The organism is Legionella steigerwaltii, from assembly GCF_001468065.1.
In the GTDB taxonomy this organism is placed as follows: Bacteria; Pseudomonadota; Gammaproteobacteria; order Legionellales; family Legionellaceae; genus Legionella; species Legionella steigerwaltii.
Genome location: NZ_LNYZ01000021.1, coordinates 1 through 14,827, shown reverse-complemented (window position 1 = coordinate 14,827; position 14,827 = coordinate 1). Strand labels below are relative to the sequence as shown.

The following is a 14,827-nucleotide window of genomic DNA, read 5'->3' as shown; positions in this document are numbered from 1 at the left end:
GAACAAAGGATAGTTCCTATGTCTGATTTTGTAACGACAAAAGGGCACACGCAAATTATCGTTCCCTTAACCATTACCCCCTTTAGCCATCATGCACTGCCTACTATAACAGGAAGTCCATTCAGCCATGAAGCGGGAACAGTACTGTATGGGCATTATGATATGGAATACCTCCTCCCAGGAGGCGACAGACTGCGCTTAATTGCCAACCATGATAAAAAAACTGTGCAGCTTATGTTATTCACCCATCAAGCGGATCTAATCCAGCTTCTACCGGGAGAACGAACTTCTTCATTGGTAGCGAACATCATCAGCAAAGTTCACCGCTATCGAATACGCTCAGCCAGTTACAGTCAGCCACTAACCCCAGCACAAGAACAAAAGCTACAACTCGCAAATGATTGCATTGATTCATTAAAAAAATTGTTAGATCAGGAATGCAAATTAACCAGTCAGGATCATGAAGGTCATGAGGCACTAAAAAAACAAGTGATTGATATCATAGGACACTGCTCAAATCAAAATCGCTTAATAGCAACCTCTCCTCTCATATCTGAAGGGACTCTAGGAGACATTCTTTATGAATCTCATAAAACAGCACAACATTATGCTTTCAATCGTGTTTATTCCGTGTCACGACAAGATCAAATGGACTTTAGTGAGGTCTTAAAAAAACATGAAGTAACAAACCCCTGTCTTGTTTGGGACAGCGAACTCCATATTGGTCATAACAGCAAGGAATTGGATGATGCATTAAGGGTGATTTGTGACTATTATAAATTACCTCCTGCAGCAAACTTGAGCAATGTTCCCGCAAATAGATTTGCACAACTTACCGCTTTTTTTAGTAAGTTATGGCGAGATGGCCATGATTGGATTAATTATTTGGCACTGAATGCCAAACCTGAACATAAAACCGAAGTAGAAAAACGTTTGGATGGAATTACAATAACCAAAATAACCCCCTACTACAGGCTACAAGGATTTCCACAAAAAGGTTATCCTGATTTAAAGACCTTAATCACTCAACTGATAAACAGCTCCAGCGAACCAATACTTGTAAGCAACACGAAAAAAGCAAAAAAAGTACTCAACCAACTTCCCCATGGTAGCTGGGCAATTATTGCTGACAAGCAACTTATTTTGATAAGACAAGAAAACAAATTGGTGCAATTACGTTATTTTATTCACGAGGGCCTTTTCTATCCCCTGCCAGAAGGACAAGATTTATATACTTTAGGACAAATCAGTAAACGACATCTCTATTTACCCGAGCGCGTTAGTCTTAAACTGAATGCATTTATTTCACGTATTCCTGGATTTTTTTATAAATTCTATACAAGCATGCGTCATTTTATTATTCATGACTTGCATGACGATTTTTTCAATCATGTTCATGACACACACCGCCCCCCAGAAGACTCATTGGTATTAAAGAAACAACGAAAACAACAAGCTAAAGCAAGAAACTCTTTGATCTTGGCTTTGGAAAATAAGGGACTTTTAACTACCGGCCAAACCCTAGAAGAATTCATTAAAGAGCAAATTAGCAACAGTCCTTACATTATTGCACGTCCCAATCATCCACCTAGTCCACACCCTTATGACAATCCTTTTCATCGAGTATTAGAAGTAATTCGCCATATTGCCAGCTTTTTCATCGACGTAAGTGAAAAAAATCCCTTAATTGGTAGTTTAGCTATGGCTGCATATGCTTATGGCGGCGGCGCAGTACTTGCTCCCGAGTTCCTTAAATCAATTTTAACCAAATTACATTTGAACGGTTTAATCATAGGCATTGAACCAACACAAAAATTAGCTCATTGGATGAGTCATGGAACGATTTCTGAAGCAATTTCAGCATCGATCACCTACTGGCAAGGTATTGTAGCAGGTGGAAATCTGGATAAGTTTTTTGTTGAAGCGGTGAATGTCCTCAAGGAAGATCCTGCAGAAATTGCTATTATCGCTTCATTGGCGCTTGGTCTGGGCTACAGTTTAACAAAAGTTATTCCTTCTTTAGGACATGAAATGGGGGAGTTTCCTTATACCAATTATGCTGCTTTAGGTGGAAAAGGCGGTGCAGCTATTTATGATACAATTATGCACCCCGGAGATGATTGGTTTCTAGGCACATGTAAATGGTTATGCAAAAGTTTTGTGAACCTAGGGAAACTATGCATCGCTCCTCTTTTTGAAACCTACTATTATGGATTTCATGATGGGTTCATCAAAGGTTGGAAAAAAAGCGGGGTTCTTTTTAAAAACCTCAGTAAGCAAATTTTTGCAGCCAGTACTGATTTTATTTTAGCGCTACTTACCATTCCACTGCTTGAAGTAAGTGCCCTTTTTATTCACGTACCATTCCGTGGCATTACGAATTTACTCACTAAAACACTTGCAATTCTTGGCAATGTCAGTGAGCTGGGAGAATTATTACTTTTCTTTTCTACACGGCCACCATCAGATAATTTAATAGCTCATTTCAGGTTTTCACCGCTCTATGGTTTTACCTGGCCATTCGGACATTTTTCCGATAATCAATTGCTCAATCTTTGTATTAATAGTATTCGCACCCTCTGCTTGCCGATACTGCAATTAATAAAGAATCTTATTATTTTGCCTATCCTTGATTTCATCTCCTTTTCTACACGCATAGGACTTACTATTTTAAATCCTATGACGCGTATTCTTGCCTACGCTTTAGGGAGTTTTATCTGTACACTTGGTGAAGTCTGGGATCATTCTTTTGGAATCTTGTTTGCTGCAAGTGCGACAGGAATCGCTGTAGTAAGCAACTGGATCGATAACCAAGCCGGTACAGTGAAACAAACTTTGTTATCCTTTATAGAAAGTCAACGGGGGCATTTATACTATTGGGCATTTGCACATGAAGACCTTAAACTACACACCACTTTAAACGATGCAGAATATTACTCAAGTGATCCCAGACGTTATGAATTGATTCCGCACTCAAGCAGTCATTGTTTGTTGCGAACACTATTGAATAACAGCAGTGAATCAACTTTATTAGAAGACAATCATAGCTCTATACCACATCATCCTCCAATGTTTGCAGTAAAAAATTTGCAAAGTAACCAAAAAGCGTCTTCCCAAGAAGAGGTAATAAACTATAGTATGTAGGATAACTAAGTTAAAAGCAGCTAATTTTGGTGTTTTTTTGACCAATATTGTATAATTATAATATGCTGTAAAAGGATATAGATATATGACGCTAGCCAAACAATCCCTGCCAGAAAAATTTACAACTCATGAATTTGGGGTCCTAAGCCAAAAGCTAGATGTTGCTATAAAATCAAAGGTAGAAGATCCTAATTCTTCGATAAATCTAAGCCGTTTCGGCCTCCAGGGTCCCGATAGTTTAAGACGTTTCTTATTAACCCCTGCCGGAGAAACAATGACCGAGGAACTTGTTACCGAAAAAGAACAACAGCAAGCTATCGAAAAAATGCACCTAGACCAAATCCAAGAACACATCAGGATGGAGCAGATAAGAAGAGCATTCTTTCATTTTCTCTTGGCAGAGGAAGACGCTGAAGCTCAAAAAGCTCAAAATGAGCTGATTGCGATGCAGCAAGAAAAAACGCTAACAAATGAGAAAAAAGCGCAGGAAAAAGCAGCGCCTCCTCAACCTAATAAGGCAACCCAAGAAGCAATTAAAAATTATGATAGCGCGATAAAACAACTTGAAAATGATCGAGATGCTCTTGAAGAACGTTCAAAAAAATTAAAGCAAGAACGAAAATTAATTAACAATAAATATGATGCTATGGAAAAGAGCTTAGACGACGCTCCTAAGTTCGAAAAAAAATCAGAAAACGACATTGAAGCGGAGATTGAAAAGCTCCGAAGAAAGGCAGATAAAATCGCAGATGATATGGTAAATCCAAAGTTAAAACTAACAGACGAGCAGGTTTATGCAAAAGGACATGAGCTTAATGCCATAGAAGCAAAAATTGCAAACTTAAATGACATAATAGCTACTAAAAAAGCAGATGGAAAACAATTTGTTGATGCTGAGGGAAACCCCTCTAGCATGAAAGGCGCTGCTTTTGTTATTCCTAAAAATCAAAAAATTGTCAAAGATGATGCAGGGAATTATTATCTTATAAAAAATGGGAAACCATTAAAAGATTTGAAAGAAGGCGAAAGAAATGAGGCACGGGAAGCTTTCAAACGTGAGAAAAAAGACATCCAGGTCGTAAGAGACGTTGTAAAAGACACCAAAAAAGAAGCACTAGATCATAACACGACGAGTATTGCAAAAAATAAAGCTGAAAAAATATCAGTACAAAATCAAATTAATTTGATGCAATCAGCTCGTGCACAACTAAAGCAGACTTTAGAACATAGTCCAACAGATCCCACTTTACCTTTGAAACCACCTAATTCAAGTATCACAGGTAAAGTTCCATTGCCACAAATGCAGGCAACGACACTCTCATCTAAAACCGGCTCAGCGCCAATGCTCGCAGCCAAAATTGCAATGGCCGCTCAATTTGTCCAAACAGTAACCGCTAAACAACAAGCAGGCAAGAAATCGGGTAAGGGATATTTTTTAGACCAGTTTTTTAATGATGTAGATGAGATCAAAGATCCGGATGTTAAAGAACATGCGAAAAAATTCACTGATAAGCTAATGACAGCCCTGGATCTAAAAGAAATGTTAAGCAAAACACCCGTACCTGAAACCACAATGAATGCGTTCATCAAGCATATGGCTAAATTTGAAGATGCCTATAAGGATAACGTCACTCCAGAACAGGGTCCGATAGAACAGCAACAACTAGAACCCGATACCATCTCACCCTCCGCTACTAATACATAGGTATCTTAACTGTTTATATTAGGGTCTGTTTATAGACCCTAATTTCTTCTAACTAATTAATATCCTTAATTTCTTCAACCAAGAATCATGAATATACTTGCCAATACAATCTAACTCTTCTAACATTAAACTTTATGCTTTAACCAATTTGAAACAAAGTTTACTAAAAAATATACATCACTGTAGGACTCACTATGATCTTAGATAAGTTACTGGGCAATCAATCTGTAATTATATCACTCGATGTAGACAATTTTTTGTTTGAACGTTTACAACAAATTAAAGAAGCAGGTTTCGACTTAGTTGAAATTAATTCAACCGATCAAAAACTATTAGCCCAAGCAATTGCCTACTGCCCTTCTCTTAAAATAGGTGCCGGTGGTGTGATTGACACCCAACAACTTGAAAACTGTTATCAGGCAGGCGTAGATTTTGCGACCAGTCCGGGATATTTACCCGCAATTGCTCAAACAGCTAATGTTTATTCGTTCAATTACTTACCAGGAGTTGCCACCATTTCGGAAGCAATGGCCGTAATGAGTCTCGGTTACACGCATGTTCGCCCCTTCCCAGCCGATTTGGCTTTTTGTACTTTGTTGAATAAATGTCTTCCTCACCTAAAATTATTCCCTGGCGAAATTGAATGGGAAGAAGCAGAACATTTTCTAAATTTACCCGCTGTAGCGGCAGTGAGTATACATAATCCGGATGCAAAACAACTCAACGTGCTTACAACAAGTATTTTGGCATAACTTTAAATTTTACAGATGTAAAAAATCTTGGTGAACGGTCGGTTCCAATATGGCCGTTCCTTGATCATGTTTTAAAAATCTCCATAATATTTCCTTAATGTTGAATAATTTATAATAGTAACGAGTAATTTTATAGGCCCTGACTTCCATGCTTACTGATACTGTATTAGATCAAGCAGTAGCTACGCTCTCCAGTTATGGTGAGAAAACTAAAGTAGATCCTGACTTTGATAAATACAAGCGGGGCATAAAAAACGCGCTTATTAAATTTATTATTCATTGCAAAGAAAAACTGCCACCTGCCAAGCAGTTAGAGTATCTTGCCAAAGAAATGGAAGACAAACCAGATAATATGTCTGCAAAAATTGATGAGGTAAGTGATAAAAAGCGTACATGGAGTTTAGCTTTTGCTTTAGCAGCATTGGCGATCGAGCGTAAAAACGATCTACCCAAAAATCATCCAGAAATCGTCCCTATAGATACACTTTTATCTGGATTAAGCAATGGATGGGTCACTGGATTTAAATTTAATCCAAAAGCGGTTAATAATGTTCTAAATGGAATGAAGGATTGGATTCAAAAATATGATATCAATCAAGGTAATCAAACCAAGCATGAAATTTTATTAACGCTTTACGCTGCCGCATGCGCATTTGAAGCAAAGATATCAAGTGCTGGATTAATGGCAAGACCGTATAAAAGTGACGTACTAACAATAAAAAATTTGATAGCTAATAAGTTTAATGAATTAAAAATTCAACTGGAAAGTGAGAGCAGACAAGTTTTGCAAAAACTCCTCCCCAAGGAAAAAGTTTTACATCAACAATTCAAAGAACAATTAATGCTTTTAAAAAACCAACAGCAAGAACTGAGTACATCACAAGAAAAATTTGCTCGAATCGATAAATTACAACAAGTGTTAAATAAGCAACCATCAGAACGCATTGATAAAGAAAAAGAAGAAAAAGAGAAAATGAAACTATTTTGGCAGGAGTATAATACCCCGCAAAAATTCGATCAGCTTCTAGCAGATCTTGGTGTAACAGAACAAGAAAGACCTGGATGGAAAGAATACTTTAATTACCAGCATGGCTCATATATAAAACAAGCTAAAGCAGCATTTTGGACCTGGAGCTGGGGGCCTTCTGAATCTTGGGGGGGAATTGCAAGTAACACGATTTGCGTGGAAGCACTCCTTGACAAATGTAAGACTGCCAAAGAACCGCTGCAAGCCCTTCACTCTCGATTTGAAAAGCAACAATTAATTCCAGATGGAGAAAGGCCATCCCAACTCATTGACGGTATAGAAAAAGAATTCAAAAAATTGGCAGAATTAAAAAAGATAAAAATGGATTCACTCAAAACGCAACTTATCGACGTTATGGAACACAAAACAAAAGTTTCACTGAATAAGATAAATAGTGATATTGAAGAACTTAAGAAAGATATGGAAAAACAAAAGGAAATAATCCAATCACTTAGAAAAATACATGAAAAAATAGAAAAATTGAAGAAACATGTTGATTGTGCTGATCTGGAAAAAACTTTTGGATTACTTGCGGATGAAGTAGCCAATACCATTAGCTACATAGAAGAACCTATACCATCTGACTATACAACAGCAGAAAAAATTACTGTCTTGGATAAATCGATAGCTAGAGCCCTTGATAACGTACAAGGACTCCAACTGAGTCTCAATCATATGGTAACGACATGTAGGAAACATGAATCAAGTGTCATTCAATTAGTGACTGAATTTGTCAACTCCAAAGAAAAGACATGGGGTCATACACTATTATCCTTTTTTTCACCTTCTTATAAAAAAATGTTTGATGATTTAAAAAGTGCTATAGCTTTAAATAAGCGCTCACCTGAAGCAAGTTTTAGTAAATTGAAGGCAGTGTTAGGTTTAACATATGAGACTTCAAAAAAGAAAGAAATCAAAAGTCAATTTAAAGCATTAAAAGAACATGCAATTGAAGTTCTAAATGAGGAAATACCTGTTTATGAAAAAAGTTCATAAGAAAAATAGACGTTCCGTGTAGAATGAAGCAAGTTATTACTCCTGTTTATTCACCAATAAATCCAAAACAAAAAGTCCTGCCCCTATACAAATCGCGCTGTCCGCTACGTTAAAAGTAGCAAAATGGTGATGTTTATAGTAGGTATCTATAAAATCAATCACGTAGCCATGAAAGGCTCTATCGAACAAATTACCAATCGCCCCCCCTAAAATAAGACTGATTCCGCCCAAAAGTAACTTAGCCTGACTCGCAGTACGATATAACCAGATGGCAAGAATAATACTCACGATAAGACTAAAAGCGGAAAAAAACCATCTGTGCCAATCTCCGGCACCGCTTAAAAAACTAAACGCTGCGCCAGAGTTATAGGCCAAAGTCAGATTTAACATTGGAAAAACAGGCAATGGTTTATACGGAGTCATCAGAACACCTACCAAGTATTTGCTTGCTTGATCTAAAACAATTACTGCAAAACTAAGTAAAAACCACGGCCATTTTTTCATATAAATTGCCTCATTTCCTCTTGACCACTAATATTGCCGACACAACGCAAACACAGCTCAGGATGCTGTCTATCTTGACCAACATCAGGTCGTCTGTGCCAGCAGCGAGCACATTTTTCGTACGAGCTTGCAGAAACTGCAATAGACACACCATATGCCGTAGCCGACAACACTGTTGGAGCGGAACTCATAGGATGAACTATTGCACCAGATGTGATTAATAAAAAGCGTAATTCTTCACCCAAACGAGTTAACTTAGGCAGTACTTTATCGTCTGCATACAGAGTCACCTCAGCAGCTAAAGCGGAACCAATCTCTCCTTTCTGGCGTGTTTCTTCCAACGCCTTATTCACTTCATCACGAATTAAATGCAGCTCATCCCAATCTGCCATATTCACATCGTCTATCGTTGGCCAGGCATTATACCATAGCTCTGTAAACACAGATTCGTGATTATAACCAGGTATGTAACGCCCTATTTCCTCAGCGGTAAAAGACAATATAGGTGCGAGCCAAAGAGTAAATGCCCGAACTATATGATACATCGCAGTTTGACATGATCGTCTGGCTTTACTTCCTTTTGCAGAGGTGTATTGTCTGTCCTTGATCAAATCAAGATAAAAACTTCCCATATCGACCGCGCAGAAATTATGAATTTTTTGGTAAATAATATGAAATTGATAACCTTCATAGGCTTCTATAATTTCTTCTTGTAACAGTTGGCTGCGTTTTAACGCCCACTTATCCAATTCCAAAAGATCTTTGTCTTGTACGCAATCAACTGCTGGATCAAAATCAAATAAGTTAGCTAACAAAAAGCGAGCCGTATTACGAATTCTTCGATAAGCATCTGCATTTCGTTTGATAATTTCATCCGAAATACTCACTTCATGTCGATAATCAGTAGAGGCAACCCATAAGCGTAAAATATCAGCACCATACTGATTGACGAGTTGATCTAAAGCCACATAGTTTCCTTTGGATTTTGAGAGCTTTTTACCCTCAGCATCCACTGTATAACCATGGGTCAACACGGTTTTGTAAGGAGCAACACCATGCATGGCGACCGACGTAGTGAGTGACGAGTTAAACCAGCCGCGATGTTGATCGGAACCCTCAAAATAAACATCCGCAGGAAAAGCCAACGCATTATTTTGCTGTAAAACACAAAAATGGGTTACACCAGAATCAAACCATACGTCCAAGGTGTCACTAATTTTGTCATAAAACTCGGCATCATCCCCCAACAACTCTCTCGCGTCCAGTTCGAACCAAGCATCAATCCCTGATTTTTCAATCAATAAAGCAATTTTTTCAATGAGCTCCAGTGTATTAGGATGCAACTCACGAGTCGTGTTATGAACAAATAAAGGCATGGGAGTCCCCCACGCTCTTTGTCTTGAGATACACCAATCAGGTCTGTTCTCAACCATATTACTGATACGTGCCTTTCCCCAATCAGGAACCCAAGTTACCTTATCAATTTCTTTGACAATTTGTTCTCTTAACTGACTTTTATCCATAGAGATAAACCATTGAGGTGTAGCTAAGAAAATCATCGGTGATTTATGTCGCCAGCAATGAGGATAACTGTGTCTAATATTCTCTTTCGCTAAAAGAACACCCTTTTCAGCCAAAACACCCAAAATCGTGTCATTCGCTTTTAATACAGAAAGCCCAGCAAATAATTCTACATCATCAGCAAAACAACCATTTCCTTTGACTGGATTAATTAAAGGCAGATTATAAGCTTGACCTACCAGATAATCATCCGGACCATGTGCAGGTGCAGTATGCACACTTCCAGTACCTGATTCGGTTGTGACATGCTCTCCTAATATCACAGGTACAACTCGATTGTAAAAAGGATGTTTTAATTTCAAATGTTCAAAAATCTTTCCTTTAGCTGTACCACGAATTGTGTATTGACTCATCCCGTAACGAGTCATCGCAGGCTCCACCAAATCAGTAGCAAGGATCAAATAAGAATCGCCTGTATCGACCAAAGAATAATCAATTGTTGGATGCAAGCACACCGCTTCGTTAGCAGGTAAGGTCCATGGTGTAGTAGTCCAAATAGGTAGGCTAACGGGTTTTACTTCTGCATCTACATCAAATAAATCAAGAAACTCTTCAGGTTTTACGGCGAAAAAAGCAACGTCTACTGATGGTGAAGTTTTCTCATCATAGTCAACTTCTGCTTCAGCCAAAGCAGATCCACAATCGATACACCAATGTACCGGTTTAAAACCTTGTTGCAAATGACCATTTTTGATCATCAAACCGAGTGCACGTACGATGTTGGCTTCATAACGAAAATCCATAGTGACATAGGGATTATACCAATCGCCAAAAACACCGAGTCGTTGAAATTCATCGCGTTGAATATCGATTTGGCTAGCAGCATACTCACGACATTTGGCACGAAATACTTTGGCAGATACTTTATCGCCTACACGACCTATCTTTTTCTCAACATTGAGTTCGATAGGAAGCCCATGACAATCCCAACCTGGAACAAACGGTGCGTCATATCCACTGAGTGATTTGGATTTAATAATAATGTCTTTAAGAATTTTATTTAACGCATGTCCACAATGCAAATGGCCGTTCGCATATGGAGGGCCATCATGCAAAATGAAGCGCTTACTTCCAGCACGTGCGCTACGAATTTTTTCATATACCTTTTTAGCCTGCCAGTTGGCCAAAACTTCCGGCTCTCGAGTAGCCAAGCTTGCCTTCATCGGAAATGAAGTATTAGGAAGATTTAATGTATCTTTATATTCTGCCATAAGGTTCACTCTGCAAATCGTTAAATTTTGGTGATTACTCTCCCCGAATCAGGGAATAATCACATATAGTGCATCTTGAATGAAAAAGATTTTAGCACGCGCGTCCAAAATATTTTTCATTCAACCTGCATTCAAATCAACACCCAGATTTTGATATTGAGATAGTTTATTACAATTCCGAAGGAATTCTTTTGCTGCTGCAATATCATCATAAATCTGCGCAATTAAAGCATCCACTGAAGTGAATTTAACTTCATCACGCAATTTGTGCAAGAAAAACACCTGCAATAACTCACCATAGATTGACTGTTCAAAATCGAATAGATGCACTTCCAAAACATTCTTGCTTCCATCCACTGTAGGACGACGTCCTACATTAGCGACACCATACACCATTTGGGATGCGATTCGAACTTGTACTACAAACACGCCTTGCAAGGGCAACGCAGTACGATGAAGAGCAAGATTTGCCGTAGGAATTCCCCATTGACGGCCCCGACCATCTCCATGTAATACACGCCCACAAATACTATAAAGTCTACCTAAATATTTTGCTGCAGTATGCAGGTCACCATGCTGCAAGGCCATTCTAATTCGTGTTGAACTAATTCGATCCTCATTAATGCAAAAATTTGAATAAATACTCACATCACAGGCATGTTCTACACTAAGCTGCATTAATAAATGCACATCCCCTTCTCTGTTTTTGCCAAAACGAAAATCCTCACCCACTAAAAGATGCTTCACATTCAATATAGAAAACAAATAAGTGCGGACAAAATCAGCAGCTGATGTTTGCGCTAATGCATTATCAAATTTAATACAATAAACATAATCAATCTGACACAAACGCAACACCTCTAATTTTTCTCTTAAACTCGAGAGTCGTGCAGGTGCTTTCTCTTGTTGGAAATACTCCCTGGGCTGAGGTTCAAATAAAATCAGGACTAAAGGCAACTTTAAGTGATTTGCTTTATTTCTTAGAGTCTTAAGAAGATTTTGATGGCCCAAATGCACCCCATCAAAATTACCAATAGTAGCGACCACGCCTTTATCAAAAGCAGAAACATGTTGAATGCCGCGCAACAATTTCATATATAGTTCAATCGTGTAACTCGAAACTCAATAGTATACTTGTTTTCTATTCCATTGAGAAATAATAAGAGGAACTCAAAATTACGTATTAGGGGTATTTGTAGTCTGTGAGCTTTGTAGCCTGGGTGAAGCGTAGCGTAACCCGGGGATGCAGTATTTCCTAACCCGGGTTACGCTACGCTTCACCCAGGCTACATTCTACAATTTATTAGCATTATTTCACTGTCGTATGTTTCTCTGGCGGAATAGAACGAACAATCAAAACATCACATTGTGCGCCATGCAAAATGGAATTTGCTGTGGAACCTAACAATAATGAAAGACCATGCTTTCCATGACTGCCTGTAACAATCAAATCGATTTGTCGCTCTTGAGCGACTCTTAAAATTTCATTTTTAGTGGAACCAAATTCAATAAATCGGTGTTTTGCATCTACCCCCAATTTTTGACCCAATTCATTGAGCTCTTTTTCAGCTTGCTCACGAATGGATAATTCAACCTCAGCAAACCCGGCAAAACCAGGATAAGCATAAGCAGGAATAGGTTCTACGACATGAACTAATATCAAGTCAGCACCATTCTCATCAGCAATTTTTTTTGCCTTATGCGCTGCTATAATACCAACCTCGTCAAAGTCAGTAGCAAACAATACCCTCTTATACATCATTTTCTCCTTAATTATCTGATGCCTATTTATAGACTAGCAGATTTAAAATTAATTGCATTACAAATAGATCTCATTTCACATCATAATAATAACTGTCCTAAAAAAGTTTATCTTCTTTTGAATTTTTGATTCATTTCGATATTCCTTGCTTAATTTTTGCTTAAATTTTTCTCAGTTCTTAATAAAACCTTAATGTTTATGTATTAAACTCTTGGATTGTATTTTGCACATATTTTTAATAATCAATTAGGAGTTTTCCATGCCTAAGGCCTTTACTCACCTGTGTAAGAAAGTTAATCTGAGCTTGTATGACAATACTTTGACTGTTTATCCCAAACCAGACCGAACAAAGTCTCCAAGTCTTCCACAAGCACAAAATGAGCTGGAATTACTTTTCCTTTTATTGTTTTCTAAAATGGATTGCGTTAGTGCTGAAGTAAATGATTTTTTTATGACGCGACAAAATGAGTTAGGTGTCTATCGCTTTGTACATCGTGATGACGCTGATCATTATTTATATCATCAAGATGGTTTTAAAATGGATGATGACCATTATCATGCACAATTTGCAATATCCATTAATGAAGGAAAATTAGACAGCATTTTAGGTACATTGGAGAAATACTCTATTATTTCACCAGAAGAGCATACGAGTTTCGTCAAAGCATATCATGATGCTAATACACTTCCTCATGATCCTAAACAAATTTTAGCAAGTGGTCCCAAGGTTGATGAGAAACCGGTGCCCGCTGCTCCAGTTGATGTTGCTGCGAAACAGGATAAAAAACCATATACTTTTGGCGGGTTAAAAGTTGGATTTTTCAATCAACAACCAGCACATCATACTCCAGATCATTCAACATCGAGCTACGGGTTAGTCCACTAAAAATCTCTGGTCTTTTGACCATATCCTGAAAAATTCAACGTGTCTCAATTTTTTGGCACGTTGGATTTATACATAATTGTATTGCAAAAAAATATTGTTTCGCATCGTACATAAAAGTATAAAAATACAAAAACAAAAGTAAAACCCGTTTATTATTAGTCACAATTCGCTTCTAAAGAAGTGTAATTTACATAGAAATATTGACATCTTGATACACATCTTTAGGTTTTTGGAGATAATCCGAAGTATTCACAGCTAAATAGATCCTTAAACTTTCTGGAATTGCATCTTGTAGGTCCTTATTATTTAGAAAATTAAATAAATCCTCATCACCATCTACAATATCAGGCTTTCCCTTTATGGCCCCTTCTAATAACTTAGCCAGCTTGCTGCCCTCACCCAGTTTGGTGCGTACACCAAATGCTTCTGTGTCAATAATTTTTTTATACACCAAGCATGCTGCCTGATGGCGAATGAATTCTGTACAGCCCTCCTGCTCAGATACTTTATTTAAAAAATCAATTTCTTTAGTTCTATCACTATTTCTAAATCTATCTTTAATCCATCTCCAAAAGGGATTATGCGCCTCTTTATATGCTTGTTTGTAAACCTCTGTTATGTGTGGAATTACCTCTTTAAGATTTATACGTTCCCCATCTTTAATATTTCTTAATTTATGATCTGCTACAGCCAACGAAACCTCTTGTACCCTCTTTTTGTATAAATCAGCATTCTCTGCAAATTTTTTATATTGAACAATTAAGTCTTTAGTAACGCCTGTTATTGATTCCCTTGAGTCTTTGTTTTCACGCTTTTCTTTTACCAAATGCTTTTGGCAATCAGCAAAAACTTTCAAAGCGTCATAATACTCTATTGTTGCCTGTTCAAATTGTTGCTCCTTTTCTTCAAATGTTTTCTCTTTTCCTACAGTGAAATTCTCACCTTCGACTATTTGTCTTGCAGCATTTTCAAAATTCAGCCTAATAGCTCCAAACGCAACTAGAAGTCTGGCATAACAAGCTTTCGCCTTGTCATCTTCTTTCTCACCTTTAACTCTCCTAGCTTGTTTGTAGAGATCGCTAAGTGACTGTGATGCTCCGAGTGAAGATGAAACTAGTCTATGTGGCGGTGGGCTCCCAAGAGAAATAAGTTTTTTATCATATTCGCTCGTTACTGTATCTATTACCCTGGCGTCTAAAAGTTATTGATTTTATGTGATATTCTACGCGCTTTTGACTAAATCAATTTGTTGAGATGAG

10 protein-coding genes are annotated in these 14,827 nt (G+C 37.7%); 5 read left to right on the top strand and 5 right to left on the bottom strand.

Going from position 1 to position 14,827, the window contains the following annotated elements; translation table 11 throughout:
• Positions 1-18 precede the first annotated feature (18 nt).
• The 4 genes from Lstg_RS12370 to Lstg_RS12355 all read left to right on the top strand — a co-directional run bounded on the left by Lstg_RS12370 (position 19) and on the right by Lstg_RS12355 (position 7,624).
• Positions 19-3,144: a hypothetical protein gene (locus Lstg_RS12370; RefSeq protein WP_058477998.1), complete on the top strand. Its 3,126-nt coding sequence runs from the start codon at positions 19-21 to the stop codon at positions 3,142-3,144.
• Positions 3,145-3,229: 85 nt separating this feature from the next.
• Positions 3,230-4,849 carry a hypothetical protein gene (locus tag Lstg_RS12365; protein ID WP_058477997.1) on the top strand — a complete coding sequence of 540 codons (1,620 nt, stop codon included), beginning with the start codon at positions 3,230-3,232 and terminating at the stop codon, positions 4,847-4,849.
• A gap of 194 nt (positions 4,850-5,043) precedes the next feature.
• On the top strand, positions 5,044-5,601 hold the full coding sequence (locus Lstg_RS12360; RefSeq protein ID WP_058477996.1) for a bifunctional 4-hydroxy-2-oxoglutarate aldolase/2-dehydro-3-deoxy-phosphogluconate aldolase: 558 nt from the start codon (positions 5,044-5,046) through the stop codon (positions 5,599-5,601).
• Positions 5,602-5,749: 148 nt separating this feature from the next.
• Complete coding sequence (locus Lstg_RS12355; protein ID WP_058477995.1) at positions 5,750-7,624, top strand: hypothetical protein; 1,875 nt, start codon at positions 5,750-5,752, stop codon at positions 7,622-7,624.
• Between the two features lie 36 nt (positions 7,625-7,660).
• Here Lstg_RS12355 and lspA read toward each other — a convergent pair whose 3' ends face one another.
• The 4 genes from lspA to Lstg_RS12335 form a co-directional block, all read right to left on the bottom strand.
• Entirely contained in the window at positions 7,661-8,128 is a 468-nt protein-coding gene (gene lspA, locus Lstg_RS12350; RefSeq protein ID WP_058477994.1) for a signal peptidase II, read from the bottom strand.
• Positions 8,125-10,920, bottom strand: a complete 2,796-nt coding sequence (ileS, locus tag Lstg_RS12345) for an isoleucine--tRNA ligase (protein WP_058477993.1) — start codon at positions 10,918-10,920, stop codon at positions 8,125-8,127. Before ileS ends, lspA begins: the two co-directional genes overlap by 4 nt.
• Before the next feature lie 120 nt (positions 10,921-11,040).
• Positions 11,041-12,015 (bottom strand): bifunctional riboflavin kinase/FAD synthetase, encoded by a 975-nt coding sequence (gene ribF, locus Lstg_RS12340; RefSeq protein ID WP_058477992.1) that lies wholly within the window; start codon positions 12,013-12,015, stop codon positions 11,041-11,043.
• Positions 12,016-12,229: 214 nt separating this feature from the next.
• Positions 12,230-12,679, bottom strand: coding sequence for a universal stress protein (locus Lstg_RS12335; protein ID WP_058477991.1), 450 nt, complete (start codon positions 12,677-12,679; stop codon positions 12,230-12,232).
• Between the two features lie 262 nt (positions 12,680-12,941).
• Between Lstg_RS12335 and Lstg_RS12330 the strand changes: the two genes are divergently transcribed.
• Positions 12,942-13,568 (top strand): hypothetical protein, encoded by a 627-nt coding sequence (locus Lstg_RS12330; RefSeq protein WP_058477990.1) that lies wholly within the window; start codon positions 12,942-12,944, stop codon positions 13,566-13,568.
• A gap of 187 nt (positions 13,569-13,755) precedes the next feature.
• Here Lstg_RS12330 and Lstg_RS12325 read toward each other — a convergent pair whose 3' ends face one another.
• Complete coding sequence (locus tag Lstg_RS12325) at positions 13,756-14,424, bottom strand: hypothetical protein (protein ID WP_058477989.1); 669 nt, start codon at positions 14,422-14,424, stop codon at positions 13,756-13,758.
• Positions 14,425-14,827: the final 403 nt, after the last annotated feature.

Excerpts from the sequence above, each read along its gene's own strand:
- ribF (WP_058477992.1), bottom strand. The coding sequence starts at position 12,015 with ATGAAATTGTTGCGCGGCATTCAACATGTTTCTGCTTTTGATAAAGGC.
- Lstg_RS12330 (WP_058477990.1), top strand. The coding sequence starts at position 12,942 with ATGCCTAAGGCCTTTACTCACCTGTGTAAGAAAGTTAATCTGAGCTTG.
- lspA (WP_058477994.1), bottom strand. The coding sequence starts at position 8,128 with ATGAAAAAATGGCCGTGGTTTTTACTTAGTTTTGCAGTAATTGTTTTA.
- Lstg_RS12335 (WP_058477991.1), bottom strand. The coding sequence starts at position 12,679 with ATGTATAAGAGGGTATTGTTTGCTACTGACTTTGACGAGGTTGGTATT.
- Lstg_RS12365 (WP_058477997.1), top strand. The coding sequence starts at position 3,230 with ATGACGCTAGCCAAACAATCCCTGCCAGAAAAATTTACAACTCATGAA.
- Lstg_RS12370 (WP_058477998.1), top strand. The coding sequence starts at position 19 with ATGTCTGATTTTGTAACGACAAAAGGGCACACGCAAATTATCGTTCCC.
- Lstg_RS12355 (WP_058477995.1), top strand. The coding sequence starts at position 5,750 with ATGCTTACTGATACTGTATTAGATCAAGCAGTAGCTACGCTCTCCAGT.
- Lstg_RS12360 (WP_058477996.1), top strand. The coding sequence starts at position 5,044 with ATGATCTTAGATAAGTTACTGGGCAATCAATCTGTAATTATATCACTC.
- ileS (WP_058477993.1), bottom strand. The coding sequence starts at position 10,920 with ATGGCAGAATATAAAGATACATTAAATCTTCCTAATACTTCATTTCCG.